Origin of the sequence: Mesorhizobium sp. M0751 (genome assembly GCF_040320265.1) — a bacterium.
Taxonomy (GTDB): domain Bacteria; phylum Pseudomonadota; class Alphaproteobacteria; order Rhizobiales; family Rhizobiaceae; genus Mesorhizobium.
Map to the genome: position 1 here is coordinate 347,417 of NZ_JAMYPH010000001.1, position 15,236 is coordinate 362,652.

The 15,236-nt window shown below is 59.0% G+C and carries 13 protein-coding genes and 1 pseudogene; 6 read left to right on the forward strand and 8 right to left on the reverse strand.

Annotation, left to right across the window (positions count from 1 at the left end):
• Positions 1–78 precede the first annotated feature (78 nt).
• From NKI19_RS01590 to NKI19_RS01610, 5 genes are all read right to left on the reverse strand, one after another.
• Complete coding sequence (locus tag NKI19_RS01590) at positions 79–816, reverse strand: SDR family NAD(P)-dependent oxidoreductase (RefSeq protein ID WP_352565114.1); 738 nt, start codon at positions 814–816, stop codon at positions 79–81.
• Entirely contained in the window at positions 813–1,547 is a 735-nt protein-coding gene (locus NKI19_RS01595; RefSeq protein WP_352565116.1) for an SDR family NAD(P)-dependent oxidoreductase, read from the reverse strand. The genes NKI19_RS01590 and NKI19_RS01595 overlap by 4 nt, the downstream gene beginning before the upstream one ends.
• 333 nt (positions 1,548–1,880) lie before the next feature.
• Positions 1,881–2,867, reverse strand: coding sequence for a glycine betaine/L-proline ABC transporter substrate-binding protein ProX (gene proX / locus NKI19_RS01600; RefSeq protein WP_352565118.1), 987 nt, complete (start codon positions 2,865–2,867; stop codon positions 1,881–1,883).
• Positions 2,868–2,904: 37 nt separating this feature from the next.
• A complete protein-coding gene (locus NKI19_RS01605) occupies positions 2,905–3,846 on the reverse strand; it encodes an ABC transporter permease (protein ID WP_352565120.1) in 942 nt (313 codons plus the stop codon).
• Positions 3,846–4,934, reverse strand: coding sequence for a quaternary amine ABC transporter ATP-binding protein (locus NKI19_RS01610; RefSeq protein WP_352565121.1), 1,089 nt, complete (start codon positions 4,932–4,934; stop codon positions 3,846–3,848). Before NKI19_RS01610 ends, NKI19_RS01605 begins: the two co-directional genes overlap by 1 nt.
• Positions 4,935–5,060: 126 nt before the next feature.
• Between NKI19_RS01610 and NKI19_RS01615 the strand changes: the two genes are divergently transcribed.
• The 6 genes and pseudogenes from NKI19_RS01615 (at position 5,061) to NKI19_RS01640 (ending at position 11,764) form a co-directional block, all read left to right on the forward strand.
• Positions 5,061–5,768, forward strand: a complete 708-nt coding sequence (locus NKI19_RS01615; RefSeq protein WP_352565123.1) for a GntR family transcriptional regulator — start codon at positions 5,061–5,063, stop codon at positions 5,766–5,768.
• A 10-nt stretch (positions 5,769–5,778) separates the two neighbouring features.
• Positions 5,779–6,684 carry a dihydrodipicolinate synthase family protein gene (locus NKI19_RS01620; RefSeq protein WP_352565125.1) on the forward strand — a complete coding sequence of 302 codons (906 nt, stop codon included), beginning with the start codon at positions 5,779–5,781 and terminating at the stop codon, positions 6,682–6,684.
• A gap of 2 nt (positions 6,685–6,686) precedes the next feature.
• A complete protein-coding gene (locus tag NKI19_RS01625) occupies positions 6,687–8,186 on the forward strand; it encodes an aldehyde dehydrogenase (RefSeq protein WP_352565127.1) in 1,500 nt (499 codons plus the stop codon).
• On the forward strand, positions 8,183–9,529 hold the full coding sequence (locus NKI19_RS01630) for an NAD(P)/FAD-dependent oxidoreductase (protein ID WP_352565128.1): 1,347 nt from the start codon (positions 8,183–8,185) through the stop codon (positions 9,527–9,529). The genes NKI19_RS01625 and NKI19_RS01630 overlap by 4 nt, the downstream gene beginning before the upstream one ends.
• A gap of 96 nt (positions 9,530–9,625) precedes the next feature.
• Positions 9,626–10,655, forward strand: a pseudogene (locus NKI19_RS01635) (mandelate racemase/muconate lactonizing enzyme family protein).
• Between the two features lie 119 nt (positions 10,656–10,774).
• Positions 10,775–11,764: a GlxA family transcriptional regulator gene (locus NKI19_RS01640; protein WP_352565130.1), complete on the forward strand. Its 990-nt coding sequence runs from the start codon at positions 10,775–10,777 to the stop codon at positions 11,762–11,764.
• Between the two features lie 166 nt (positions 11,765–11,930).
• Here the strand turns inward: NKI19_RS01640 and dddP are convergent, their stop codons facing one another.
• The 3 genes from dddP to NKI19_RS01655 form a co-directional block, all read right to left on the reverse strand.
• Complete coding sequence (dddP, locus tag NKI19_RS01645; RefSeq protein WP_352565132.1) at positions 11,931–13,262, reverse strand: dimethylsulfonioproprionate lyase DddP; 1,332 nt, start codon at positions 13,260–13,262, stop codon at positions 11,931–11,933.
• Between the two features lie 132 nt (positions 13,263–13,394).
• Entirely contained in the window at positions 13,395–14,363 is a 969-nt protein-coding gene (locus tag NKI19_RS01650) for a GlxA family transcriptional regulator (RefSeq protein ID WP_352565134.1), read from the reverse strand.
• 144 nt (positions 14,364–14,507) lie between these two features.
• Entirely contained in the window at positions 14,508–15,200 is a 693-nt protein-coding gene (locus NKI19_RS01655; protein ID WP_352565136.1) for a cobalamin B12-binding domain-containing protein, read from the reverse strand.
• Between the last annotated feature and the right edge of the window lie 36 nt (positions 15,201–15,236).

The window sequence follows — 15,236 nt, forward strand, 5'->3', positions numbered from 1 at the left end:
CTCTGTTCATGCCTGTTGTCGTTAAGCGGTTAAAATCCTGCAGAGGGCGGCGGGCGCGAGTTCGGGCCGGGTGACTGTCTATTGTGGTAGACTAAGCTTCGCCATTCGACCGCCGTCGATGGTCCAGACCTGACCAGTCACGAACGACGATTCGTCCGATGCCAACCAAGCCACCAGACTGGCGACCTCTTCGGGCTTACCGGTGCGTCCCACTGGATGAATTTTGCCGATATCGCGGCGGAACCCTGCCGGATCGGGCATGCTTTCGATGAACTCAACGTTCAGATCGGTGTCGATCCACCCTGGTGCAACGGCATTGCATCGCACACCTTCGGCACTGTGGTCGATCGCAACCGCGCGGGTCAGACCGTGAATTCCAGCCTTGGAAGCGCAATAGGCAGCGTGTCTCGGGTTGGAGCCGAGCCCCTCGATCGAGCCGATGTTGACGATCGTCCCGCCAACCGCTCGCAGATGCGGAAGTGCTGCCTTGATCATCGCAAATGGTGTTGTCAGATTTACAGTTATCGACCGCTGCCAGTCCTCGAGGCTCATGTCCTCCACGAGTGCTTCCTGCATCATGCCCGCGTTGTTTATCAGGATGTCGAGCCGTCCGGCATTGCCGGCAACTGACTGCACAGCGCCGGACGCGGCAAATGGGTCTGTGAAATCAACGGCTATCCCTTCGAACTCCCGGTCCTCGCTACGTTGTGCCGTGAATACGCGCGCGCCCTCGTCTCGCAACCTACGTGCAATGGCCAGACCGATGCCGGTGCGACCGCCCGTGACGAGGGCGACTTTGCCTGCGAACCTGTTCATCCCACCGGCTTTCCACCATTGACCTCAACCAGCGAGCCGCACATGTAGCGGGCGGAGTCAGAGGCAAGAAACAGGACTACCGCGGCGATATCCTCCGGCTCCGCAATCCGGCCAATCGGAACGGTCTTTCCCAATTCGGCAACCGCCGTGTCCGGATCGAAGCCGCGTTTGATAAAGCCAGTTCGAAGCATAGGCGTGTTGACCTCGTTGGGGCACACGGCATTGACCCGAATGTTCTGATGCGCGTGGTCCATGCCCATGCACTGGGTCAAAGAGGCAATGGCAGCCTTCGTCATGCAGTATACGGCGTGGTTCGGACCCGGCCGAACGCCCCAGCATGACGACACGTTGACGATCGCGCCGCCACCCCGATCCGCCATGATAGGAATGGCGCCCCGGCACACACGAAACGGGGCCTCTACATTCACGCCGAGCGACAGGGCCCAGTCGGCGTCCGTTGTGTTGGCTACCGAGCCCCGCGTGATCACGCCCGCGTTGTTGACCAAAATGTCCAGGCCGCCCAGCGCCGCAAATGCGGCCGCGGCCAAACTGTCCGCATAGCTTGCATCAAGCAGGTCGCCCGGCAGATGTGCCTCAGCGTCCACGCCCGCCACGTCGCGATCTGCGACGGCGACCCTGGCGCCTTCAGCTCGCAGCTGTTTGACGATCGCCGCTCCGATGCCGCCGGCGGCACCTGTCACCAGGGCGGTCTTTCCCCTGAAACAACTCATCGGTTCATTCCTGCTCAGTTTCAATTGGGTTAGTCTTGGCCGCCGGGCGTGTTGCCGAAATGCTCTCGATAAGGGCCTTTGAACAATGCGATGTCCCGCATGCCGGAGTGACCTATTGGTCCTGCAAGCCCGATAATCGCTCCAACCGCCTGGAAGACATTCCAGGCCGGTGAACGTGCGCCGGATCGCAACCCCGCGCTCGATGTGCCCTTCCATGACGTGGCGGCGTCGAGCGGCTGTTGCGTTGCTGCGGCGAGATCGTGCCCATGGCCGCAGGCGAAGGGGCAGAAAATGGGTTGCGGGGCGCTGCCTGGAGCGCCCCGCAGTGGATAATCATTTCACCGTTTCGCGGGCCGCTTTGAGCCAGCCGTCGTAGGCATCGCGGTGGGCCGCGATCCAGGTGTCGACATGCTTGTCGATGTCGGCGGAATTCTTTTCGCCGTCGGCGATCAATTTGTTCTCAGCCGAGATGTCTTTGATGTCGATCTTGGCGAGTTCAAACAGCTTAGCCGCCGCCGGGTTGGCCTTGAGGAAATCGTTGCGAGCAACAATCCGCAGGCTGTCCACCGCGAAGCCGAGATTCTTGCCATCGAACTCGGTGTTCGCTTTGGCACCATCCGGCAGGGAGGTGTAAGGCACGCTAAGCCATTCCACGTCCTTGCCTGGAACCAGCGCGCCCGAGACCCAGTAGGGTGTCCAGGTGTAGTAGAGGACGGGCTTGCCATTCTTGGCACGTGCGATCGTATCAGCGATGATCGCGTTGTATTCGCCCTGGTTGTGCGTGACCGTGTCACGCAGCTTGTACTCGGTCAATTGATGCTCGATCACGCGTTCGCATCCCCAGCCGGGCACGCAGCCGGCGAGATCGGCCTTGCCATCGCCATCCTCGTCGAACATCGCAGCGATCTTGGGGTCTTTGAGGTCGCCCAGGTTCTTGACCCCGGCGTCGTAGCTCTTCTTGTCGACCAGATAGCCTTGGAGGGCGCCTTCGACCAAGGTGCCCACTTTGCTTATCTTCTCCGGTCCACCCGCTTCTTTGAAGAACGCTTCATGCAGCTGATCCCAACTATCGGTGAAGAAATCGGCGTCACCCGTGCCAACCGCCAGATGCGCGGTCTGGGCGATGACCTCCTGCGGTTCGGCAACGGTGTAGCCGAGGTCCTGGAGCGCACGGAAGACGATCCGAGCTTGGAACATTTCCTCGATCGCGGGCTGTATCACAGGTCGTACGGTAACGCCTTCGCCTGGCTTGTCCTTGGCAAAGAGCGGACTTGCGGTAAGCGATAGGACGATCGCTGTAGTCACAGATACGAGTTTCATGCGCTTTCTCCCTTGTTGCATGTGAAATTGGTTCTCGTCAGGCATGCTTGTGGAACAGGTTGGCGATCAGCCCGACAGGCCCGCTCTGCCACCAGTGGCGATGGCCTCTCTCGCGCCTCGACTGATTCAGACCCTGGGTTATGCGGTCGAGGACTATCGCCAGGATCACGATCCCAAGCCCGCCGACGATGGCTTTTCCGGCATCGAGTCGTCCCATGGCGCGCAGCACTTCGTTGCCAAGGCCGCGGACCGAGATCATCGACGCGATGACCACCATCGACAGCGACAGCATGATGGTCTGATTGAGGCCCGCGAAAATGGTCGGCGTGGCCATCGGCAGCTCGACCTTGAACATGATCTGTGACGGTGAGGCACCGAACGCGCGGGCGGCTTCGACGACGCTTGGATTGACCGTGCGGATGCCGAGCGAAGTGAGCCTTATCAACGGAGCGAGCGCGAATATGACCGTGACCAGGACGCCCGAGACATTGCCAATTCCGATAAGCATGACGACGGGAACCAGGTAGACGAACGCTGGAATGGTCTGCATCGTGTCCAGGAGAGGCCGAAGGACAGCTTCGAAACGATTGCTCTTGCCGGCAAGGATTCCCAGAGGAAGCCCGATGATCACGCAGAGGATCACCGCACCCATCACAATGGCCAGCGTCGTCATCGCCAGTGACCATGCTTCGGGCGAGAGAAACCCCAGGACAGTCAGGGCGACCGCGACGTAGATGGCGGTCCGGCGGCCCGCGGCCTGCCAGGCGATCAACACGATGATAGCGAGCATGACGAGCGGCGGGACCGCCAGAAAAGCTCGTTCGATGCTTTGAATCACGCCATCGAGGAAGATTTTGAAGGGCTGTATTGCTTCGCGGTTGTCGATCGCCCACTGCTTTATGCCGTCGGAGTGATCAGCGATTTTCAGATCGACGCTCTCGAACGGATTTAGCCAGTTGAAGGTCTTTTCGTCGGCCATCAATTGATCTCCCGTTTAGCCGGGCCGGAGTGGTCCCGGCCTTGAATGCCCCGCAACAAAGCGTCCTTGGTCACGACGCCGGCAACGACGTCGCCGTCTCTCACCAGGATGGGATGGGCAGTTCCGATAGACAGATTTACCAACGTATTGAGCTTGTCGTCGGGCCGGGCGACTGGCCAGTTCGTGGTATCGGCCGAGCCGTTCGTGTGTCGGTACTGCTCAAGTGGCAGCATCACCTTGGCGGCGGTGACAAGATCGAGTTTGGAGATGCCGCCGACGAATTGCGCGACGTATTCGTCCACCGGGTTTGTGACGATTTCCTCCGGCGTTCCTATCTGCACCAGAACGCCGTCCTTCATGATGGCGATGCGGTCGCCGATGCGGATCGCCTCGGCCAGATCATGCGTGATAAACACGGTGGTCTTATGGAGGTCGGCGGAGAGCTCCATGAAGGTGCCCTGCAACTGGTGGCGGATAAGCGGATCGAGCGCGGAAAACGGTTCGTCCATCAGCAGGATCGACGGGTTGGCCGCTATGGCGCGCGCCAAGCCCACGCGCTGCTGCATGCCGCCAGAGAGCTCGTCAGGGTATTTGAGGTCCCATCCGGTGAGCTCCACCGCCTCGATAGCCTGCCGGGCAACCTGACGGCGCTTGTCTTCAGCGATGCCTCTCACCTCCAAAGCGAACGCTACGTTGTCCCGGACGTTGCGGTGGGGCATCAAGGCCATGTTCTGGAAAACCATGCCGATGGTTTCGGCGCGGATCTGACGCAGTTCCTTCGCGCTCATGGCACTGACGTTTCGGCCCTCGATATAAATCGCACCGTCGGTAGGCTCAATCAGTCGGTTGATGTGTCGGATCAGAGTCGACTTCCCTGACCCCGACAGCCCCATGATGCAGAATATTTCACCGCGGCCGACGCTGAAGGTGGCGTCACTGACCCCAACGACGCAGTCGAGCTTGTCGCGGATTTGAGCTTTGTTCAGCTCTCCAGCCTTCACGGCGCGGATCGCCTCCTTGGCCTTGGAACCGAATACCTTCCAGACGCCATCGCATCGAATGACGGGCTCTTCACCCTGGGTACCCATTCGCTGTTCCCTTATGTCGTTTTTTTTCTTACAACACAAATTTTCTGAATAGACAATATGTATTATGACGCGCTACAAAGATTGTGATGCTAGATCGCAGGACGAAACCCCTTGTGAGGATCATCCATGTCCGGTGAGGCTAAACGAAACAAAAGCAATTGCTTGGAGGACTTGCGCCGCCGGATTCTGACGGAGAATCTGGAGCCAGGGAGCTATCTCGACGAGACCGAGATCGCCGAGTCGTATGGCATGTCTCGTCCTCCGGTGCGCGAAATGCTCCGGCAACTTGCCGGAGAAGGCTACGTTGTTCTCCACGAGAATCGCGGCGCCCAGGTCGTCCCGATGACTCACAAGACGCTACGGAACTTTTTCATCGCGGCGCCGATGGTCTATGCGGCAATCGGCCGGCTGGCTGCCCAAAATGCGACCCAGCCACAGATCATGCGGCTGAAGGACACGCAGCTTCTGTTTCGCGCCGCCATCCGGGATGGTGACACCGAGCAACGCGCGCTGACCAATGAGCGCTTCCACTCGATCATGGGTGAGATGGCGGACAACGAGTTTCTGATGCCCAGCCTGAAGCGATTGCTAATCGATCATACGCGCATCGGGATGACCTTCTACAGCCCGCGAAACGCCGACCTGGCCGCCCAACGGGCGACCGCCGCTCAGCAGCACGATCAGTTCATTGAGCTTATCGACGCGGGAGATGCAGAAGGCTGCGCCGAGCTATCGATAGCGCATTGGGAGTTGTCCCGCGCTCAGATCGAAAGCTTCGTTTCGCCGGCAAGTTTTTTCGTTCCGCTGGGACGGGTGCCTGACAGTATAGGTTAAGGAGAATTTGATGAAATTCGAAGGGATATACACTCCCGTCATCACGCCACATCGTGCCGACGGTTCAATCGATCGCGAGGCGTTCGTCAAAATTGTCGAGCACCTGATAGCGTCAGGTGTGCACGGCATCATCATCGGCGGGTCGACGGGCGAATACTATGCGCAGTCGATGGACGAACGCGTCGAAATGACGAAGTTCGCCAAAGAAGTCATTGGCGATCGCGTGTCTCTCACCATAGGCACAGTCGCTATCCGTCTGCCGGACTCGATCCTGATGGCCGAGACGGCGGCCAAGATCGGCGCTTCGGCCATTCTCGTCGGATCGCCGCCCTATTCTGTGCCCACGGAGCGCGAAAACGCCCTGAATGCCTTGGCGATCGACCGGGCGGCGGACCTCCCGATCATGCTCTACAACTACCCGGGCCGCATGGGGATCAACATGGGCGAGGATTTCCTCAACCGCGTCGCCCGTAGCCGCAATTTCTGCGCCATCAAGGAGAGTTCCGGCGACATCAACCGGGTGCATCTGCTCGCCCGCGATTACCCGCACATCCAGATGTCCTGCGGAATGGACGACCAGGCCCTGGAGTTCTTTGCATGGGGAGCGCGCAGCTGGGTTTGCGGAGGCTCAAACTTCCTGCCGAAGGAACATCTCGCGCTTTACCGCGCATGCGCGGTCGAGGGCAATTTCACCAAGGGGCGTCGTATCATGTCTGCCCTGATGCCTTTGATGCGCGTGCTGGAGCAGGGGGGGAAATTCATTCAATGCATCAAGCACGGCTGCGAAATGGGCGGGTTCCATGCCGGCCCCCCACGGCCACCGCTTAAGGGATTGAACAAGGACGATATGCGCCAACTGGAACAGGTTGTGCGGGTTCTGAAGTGCACGATTGCGGACATTGAAGCGGAGGCATGAGCATGGGCAATCTTCTGACACACGAGGAATATGTGGCGATTGCCGCCAAGTTGGAGTTTCCGACACAGGCCTTCATCGACGGGAGCTTCAGACCGGCAATCTCGGGCAAAACGTTCGAAACGACCAATCCGGCCACGGGCAAGGTGCTGGCAAAGGTTGCCTCCTGTGGTCCAGGCGACGTCGACTTTGCCGTACAAAAGGCGCGTGACGCATTCGAGGACGGTCGGTGGTCGCGCCTTCATCCGTCGGCGCGTAAGGACGTGCTTATTCGTCTCACCAGGCTCATGAAGCGCAACGCTCACGAACTGGCGGTTCTGGAAAGCCTCGACAGCGGCAAGACAATCTATGACTGCGAGAACGTCGACGTTCCTGAAACCATCCACTGCCTCGCCTGGCATGCGGAACTGATCGACAAGGTCTACGATCAGGTGGCGCCTGCCTCCGACAACCACATTGCAATGATCGTGCGCGAACCGGTCGGTGTCGTGGGCTTGGTCCTGCCCTGGAATTTCCCGCTGCTGATGCTGGCCTGGAAGATCGGACCGGCACTCGCCGCGGGCAACTCGATCATCGTCAAGCCGGCCAAGGAAACGACCTTGACCGCGCTGCGTGTCGCCGAGCTGGCTATGGAGGCGGGCATCCCCTCCGGCGTCTTCAACGTGCTGCCGGGCGGTGGCTCCGAAGTCGGGGAGCCGCTTGGGCGACACATGGACGTGGATATGGTGTCGTTCACGGGGTCGACGGAGACTGGAAGGCGCTTTCCGCGCTACTCAGCGGATTCGAACCTCAAGGAAGTGACGCTGGAGATGGGCGGGAAGAACCCGGCCGTCGTGCTGGACGACGCGGAGAATATCGACCGCGTTGCCGCCCACATCGTCAACGGCGCGTTCTGGAATATGGGGCAAAACTGCTCTGCCTCGTCGCGGCTCATCGTTCAACGCGGCATCAAGGACGAACTCCTCAAGCGGGTGATCGCGCATGCCCGGGAGTGGCCGATGGGCGATCCGCTCAATCCCGAGAACCGGGTGGGTGCGCTGGTTTCCAAGGCGCACTTCGAAAAAGTCTGCTCCTATCTCGAGAAGGGACAGAAGGTGCTTCTCGGCGGAAAGGCCAAGGGTGGGTTCGTGGAACCCACGATCCTAGACGTCAGCGACCGCGACGCGAAGGTCGTGCGGGAAGAAATCTTCGGACCGATCCTGACGGTGCTGACTGTCGAGAGCTTCGATGAAGCCATTACGCTCGCGAACGACACAGAGTACGGACTGTGTGCGTCGATCTACACAGCGAACGCGAAACGAGCCATAAGGGGAGCAAGAGCGATCCGGGCGGGTACCGTGACAGTCAACAGCTTCGGCGAGGGAGACATCACAACGCCTTTCGGAGGCTTCAAGTCTTCCGGCTTCGGCGGCCGCGACAACGGCATCCACGCCCACGACCAGTACACCAGAATCAAGACCATCTGGCTTGATCTCACCGATGACGCAGACGAGGCTGTCGCGTGACTATCCACAAGGCTGAAAGGCTGCCGGTCCAACAGGGGCCGGCAGCCTGGAACGCCATCCTCCCGGCCCAACCCTGTTCCGCGCCCCTTGAAGGCGCTCTCCGTGTCGATGTCGCCATAGTGGGCGGCGGCTTTGCTGGTCTTTCAGCCGCCAAACGCCTGCGCCAGCAAGACCCGAGCCTTCGTATCGCAGTTCTTGAGGCCAGCGGCCTCGCGGAAGGCGCTTCCGGCCGCAACTCAGGCTTCATGATCGACCTGCCTCACGACTTGCAGTCCGATGATTATGCCGGAAAGGGTGTCGAGGAGGACAAAAAAATGATCGCGCTGAATCGCGCGGCCATTTCTTTCGCCAAGGAGCGCGTCGAAGAATACGGAATCGACCCCGCCTATTTCGACCCAGCGGGCAAGATCAACGGAGCAGCTAGCGAGACCGCACGCAACCTCAACGCAAGCTACGCCCAACACCTCACCAACTTGGGCGAAGTCAGCGAGACGCTGGACGCCAAGGCGATGCAAGAGGTAACGGGAAGTCGCCACTACACGTCTGGCCTGTACACGCCCGGAACAGTGATGATCCAGCCGGCGGGCTATATCCGGTCGCTTGGTACAGGCCTTCGACGCGACGGCGTGTTCGTGTTCGAGAGATCGCCAGTCTCGAAGCTCGCGAGAGTGAACCAAGATTGGATACTTACAACGCCCAATGGCCATGTCACCGCGGCGAAGGTCATTCTTGCCAATAATGGGCATCTTGAGAGCTTCGGCTTCGCCCGCAAGCGCCTCATGCACGTTTTTCTCTACGCCTCAATGACTGCCGAACTCGACGCTGAGGTCCTTTCCAGGTTGGGAGGGCAGCCTCGGTGGGGCGTTACTCCTTCCGATCCGATGGGTACGACGATGAGGCGCATCGACGCCGCACAGGGCGGAAACCGTATCGTCACCCGGACCTGCGCCAGCTATCTGCCTGGGATGGTGCCAACAAAGTCAGCGGTCGCCCGAGCGGCAAAAGTCCATCGGCGAAAATTCGCCGACCGCTTTCCTGCCATCGCCGATGTTCCGATGGAATACAGTTGGGCCGGGCACCTGTGCCTGACTTGGAACGGCGTCTCTGTGATGCGCGAACTGGAGCCGGGTCTCTTCTCGGCCTGCTGCGACAACGGCCTGGGAACGGTGCGCAGTACGCTAACCGGGATCGCCGCCGCCGACTTGTTGTTCAACCGGTCCTCGGAAATCGCCGCGCATTTCATGGCCGAACCAGAACCACCGAAGCTCGTGCCGTCGCCTTTCGCCGAGATCGGCGCGAACCTCTATTTCCGCTGGAAAGAGTGGAGAGCTCGTGAGGAATAGTGATACCGCAATCACTGACCTTGCTCGGCTGATCGCCTAACTCGACGTTCGCACGCTTGGCCTCGCGAAAAACATGCCCTGTGGGTTGGAACGAACATGAAAATCAAGGAAGTCCACGTCTTTGCGCATGATCTGCCAGTCAAGAACGGCCCCTACACAATGGGCGGCAGCAAGGTATACGCGCTTGATACGACGATCGTCAGGATTGTGACCGACAATGGCCTTATCGGTTGGGGCGAAACCTGCCCCGTAGGCCCAACCTATCAGCCGCATCATGCAAAAGGTGCACGCGCTGCACTGGATGAGATGGCCCAAGGACTGATTGGAGCAGACCCTCTCCAGCCAGTAGTCCTAAGGCGCAGGATGGACAGCCTCCTTAACGGACACCGATACGCGAAGGCCGCCGTGGATATGGCGGCATACGACATTTTGGGTAAGCAGTTCGGCATGCGCGTCGCCGACCTTCTTGGCGGCGCCGTGACCGAACGGGTTCCTTCGTATTACGCGTTGGGCATAGGCGAGCCCGATGAGCTTGCGCGTATTGCGGCGGAGCGTGTTGCGGAAGGATACCCGCGCCTCCAGATCAAGATCGGTGGCCGACCGGTCGAGATCGACATTGCCGTGGTGCGCAAGATCTGGGAGCGCGTCGGGGGAAGCGTCCGACTTGCGGCCGACGCCAACCGGTCCCTGACGACGCGCGACACGCTGCGGCTCAGTCGCGAATGCCTCGATGTTCCGTTCGTCCTGGAACAGCCTTGCAATACGTTCGAAGAGATCAAGGCCATCCGCAATCAACTACACCACGCTGTGTATCTCGACGAAAATTGGGGGTCTGCATGCAATGGCGACGGTACGTGATATTTGCGAGGCACGATCAATGCCGCACACCTGCGACGATGCGTGGGGCGGTGACATCCTCGCCGCCGCCTGTGTTCAAATCGGTGCGACCGTCAGTCCGCGCCTGAACGAGGGCGTCTGGATCGCGGCACCATACATCGAAGGCCATTATGACGAGAAGAACGGTGTGTCCGTCGAAGATGGACATATCAGGCTTCCGAACGGGCCAGGCCTGGGAGTTGTTCCGGAGGAATCATGTTTTGGCTCTCCGATGGCATCCTATGGTTGATCGGAAGAGACTGCGGAGCCTCCCGGTTCAGTGTCGGGCAGACCTTGCCTGCAAGAAAGATGCCTTCGCTTCGAATGGCGCGATGGCGCTGTTAGCCAACGATACATAGGCAGCCGGTCATGAAATCAGCACCAGAAGCGCTTGGGGTCGGCCGATTGAAGATTGGCTTTGTACTGGCTCGTTCCTTTACTCTTTCTGCGTTCGCGCTGTTCGTCGACACGCTCAGATTGGCCAGCGATGAGGCCGACAAATCCGGTAGGATTTTCGCGGATTGGCAGCTTCTAGCGAGCACCCGTAATCTGATCACCTCCAGTTGCGGTGTCCTGGTCGCACCGACATCGGATTTGGTGGACCCGACCGAGTTCAACTATATCGTGGTCGTGGGCGGGCTGCTGAACAGTGAATTTCCAGTCGATAGCGAGACGGTCAGCTACCTCAAAAGAGCCGCCGCCGCCAAAGTTCCACTGATCGGGGTCTGTACGGGGACGTTCATCCTGGCCGAGGCCGGCTTAATGAAGTTCCACCGAACCTGTGTAAGCTGGCTCCACTATCACGCTTTCCGCGAACGCTTCCCGGATCACGAGGTCAGGTCGGACCGTCTTTTCAATCTTGATCGCGCCAGGGGATCATGTGCCGGGGGCAGCAGCGCAGCGGACATGGCGGCGTCAATCGTTAGACGTCATATCGGTAGAGAGGCAGAGAGAAACGCCCTCGAAGTGTTGCAGATCGAGAGGGCGCGCGCGCCGTCCGACATCCAGCCGCACAGCCCGACCTTCATTGAATGCCAGGGTCCTCGGCTCAAGGCGGCGCTCATCATCATGGAGAACCATATCGAGAATACGATCTCCATTCCCAAGGTGGCTGCCTTGGTTGGACTGTCCCGAAGGCAACTCGAGCGCCTCTTCATGGAGAAGACAAAGAGTTCTCCGGCTGTTGTTTACACAAGGGTGCGTCTGGAGCGGGCGAAGCACCTCCTGATGCAGACCCGTGCTCCAATGATCGAGATCGCCGTCGAGGTCGGTTTTGAGAACGCATCGCATTTCTCGCGGCTCTTCCGTGAGACCTATGGCCAGCCGCCTACCAAATTCAGGTCAGCGATTTCAAGTTAGGTCACCACCTTTGTCCCGTTGTGACCTTCTCTGCTCGAACGAATTCTAAATGAGGTGGTCGGCGGCCACGATGTGTGAATGGGAAGTTTTGACCCGATTTCGCCACGATCCCGAGCCTAGAAAGCCGCATTAACCGCCTCCGGCCTCCCCGGCTCATGGCCGCAGCTCAACTCATCAACGCAGCGTCGAAAGGACACTTCGTAAGCTTCTCATAGCCGTCTTCTGTTATCAGGACCTGCTCTTCAAGTTTTACCCCTTCACGGCCTCCAACGGCACCAACGTAAGCCTCGACACACAAAGTCATGCCAGGCTCAAGAGCATAGTCAAACGCTCCTGGAATAAAGTCTTCAGGGTAGTAGATTGCAGGATATTCGTCGCACAGCCCGATGCCATGGATCATTATGCCGTATCGCTGATCAACGAATTCTTTCGGCAATTTATGGCCCCGCTGGGTGAGTTCAGTGAATGAGATGCCCGGCTGCAAGAGTTCCATGTTGGTCGTAATGTGCTCGAGAGCGATGGCGTGGAGTCTGCGTTGTTCATCGCTCGGGCGCCCATCACCGCAAAACCAGGTTCGCGAAAAGTCCGCGCACATACCGTATGGTCCCACCATATCGGTATCGAAGGCCACCAGATCTCCTGCTGCTATCCTTCGCGGTCCTGCTTCCTGCATCCAGGGATTTGTCCTCGGGCCAGAAGTGAGTATTCGTGTCTCGATCCATTCACCTCCGCGCGCAATGTTTTCAGCATGGAGAACTGACCACAATTCAGTTTCTGCAATACCTGGTCGCAAAAGCTGGCGCATTTTCGCAACCGCAATTTCGCACGTTGCCAGGGAGCAGCGCATGGCATTGATCTCGTCGATACCCTTTACAGCCCTTGCATGCTCCATGAGTTGCATACCGTTGCAGATTTCGATGCCGGCGGCGTCCAGCGCGCGCAAGCCGGGGATCTCGATCTTGTCGACCGCAAGTCGGCGGTTCTTGCCTCCATGGGTTCGTAACAGCTCATCAATTTGCCCTGCAAAATCCTTGGCAACGGCTTCCTCTTGATCGCCAGACACGAAATAGTAAAAGCCCGCACCGCCCGCGCGAATCTCGTTCACCAATGGCAGATGCTCCGAAAGGTGCCCGCAACGATGGAAGTCCCAAAGAACAACGTATCCATCGGCTGAAACAAAAACAGCACGTGATGGATTGTGCATGATCCAAAGATGCATGTTCGAGGAGTCAGTTGCATATCGGATGTTCAGTGGATCGAAGCACAGCACGCCGGCGTAATCCCGTTGGCGCAGTTGCTGCACGATACGGTCTAGACGGGTTTTCCTCATCCGTTCCAGGTTTGGAGGAGTGAGGCCTAGCGCTGCCCACTCGGCGAAAGCGACATCTGTCGGTCCGATCTCCACCCGATCGTTTTCGTCTATGGTTCCATCCGGCTTCAGCGCCGTCGCCCGGCGCGTCGGATCAATTTTGTTCTTCGCGACCGAAAACGAGGACATTCTTGATGATTCCTACTGCTGAAGATGTGTCGGTGTACTGCCGAGTTGACGGATTTCGCTCGGGACTCCGCGCTGCTGAAGGCGGAAAATATTGCCCGGCATACGGTCCATTCATCCTGGACTTGTACGCTATCAGCCTCGACAAGCACTTGGATTGAGGCCGAAGGCCTGGCGGAAGCATTTCGAAAAATGCGAGGCCGACGCGAAACCGCATGCGATTGCGATCTCGACAACGGGCAACTCTGTCTGTTCAATGAGACGCTTGGCGCGGCTAAGTCTCAAATGCAGATAGAATCGCATGGGAGACCACGTCGTTGACTGCTGGAAAAGCCGTTCGATCTGACGCTGGGAGCGGCCGACGCATTTTGCGATGTAGCGGAGCGGCAGTGGATCCTCAATATGCTCCTCCATGATTTGAATGACGTCTGCAAGCGACTTGCAGATGCCGGTTTCACCAGCATTGACGGTCGATTGTCTATCTGAAGCGGGACGCCAATGGCCGGCAGTCGTATGTCGGCAGACAGCCAACGCGATGTCTCTGCCAAGGCGCTCGCTGATCACCTCCATAACGAGGTCGAAGGACGCGAATTCTCCTGCGCAAGTCAGGAGGTGAGGATCGCGAACGAACAGTTGGTCGGTAACCTGGAGGCGGCCGAACTTTTCCGAGAGGGCGGCCCTCTGGTTCCAATGGATTGTGCAAGCGGTATCGTCGAGTAATCCGCTTTCCGCCAGCAGCCATGTGGCGGTACCCAACGCCGCGATTGGAACCCCTTGCCGCTTGCAAAGCCGAAGAATCTTCGTGAGGGAAGTCGACATCTGCTTTTGGACCGGCTCGCCCGCGCAGACGATGACCATGCTTAGTCCCCTGCCGGATTGAATGCATTCTCCAGTGCCGGCAAAATTACCGCCGACCGAAAGGATGAACCCGCTGGCGCATTCGACTGGCTGGCCATCCGGGCTCGCAATCGTCCACTCGAAGGCGGATCGTCCGGAGATCGAATTGGCAAGGCGAAGCGGATCCACGAAGGAAGAAAGGCCGAGCTGAGAAAATCCCGGAAGTGCAAGAATGACCAGTCGGTACACGTCGTGGGTGTCGATCACCTGCCGGCTGGGATCCCACCCCACGATCCTCGAACTGTCTCCTGCTGAAAATGGCGCATTCATAAGGTCATACATCCTCGTTGACGGTCATCAACATCGAGCGGGCGTTGGCACCAGCGTCTTGCAGGATGGATACCGCCGCCATCAGCCGCGGACGTTGTGCTTGCGCTTCATGAAGTCCTTGGCGGTTTCGACTGCCACGGCCGCATCGCGGCAATAGGCATCGGCGCCGACGGCCTTGCCGAATTCCTCGTTGAGCGGCGCGCCGCCAACCAGCACGACATAGTCGTCGCGAATGCCCTTTTCCTTCATCGTGTCGATGACGACCTTCATGTAGGGCATGGTCGTGGTCAGCAGTGCCGACATGCCGATGATGTCGGGCTGGTGCTCTTCAATCGCTGCCATGTATTTCTCGACCGCATTGTTGATGCCGAGGTCGATGACGTCAAAGCCGGCGCCTTCCATCATCATGCCGACCAGGTTCTTGCCGATGTCGTGGATGTCGCCCTTGACGGTGCCGATCACCATCTTGCCCTGCTTGGGCGCGCCGGTGGCGGCGAGCAGCGGACGCAGGATGAACATGCCGGCCTTCATGGCGTTGGCCGACAGCAGCACCTCGGGAACGAACAAGATGCCGTCGCGAAAATCCTCGCCGACGATACGCATGCCTTCGACCAGCGCCTCGGTCAGCACATTGTACGGCACCCAGCCACGCTTGATCAGGATGTTGGTGCCTTCCTCGATCTCTTCCTTCAACCCGTCATAGAGGTCGTCGTGCATCTGCTGCACCAACTCGTCGTCGGAAAGCTCGGAAAGGATGATCTCGTCGTCGGCCATGTCGGGTCGCCTCACGCATAGTTCAAAGGAGGTCGG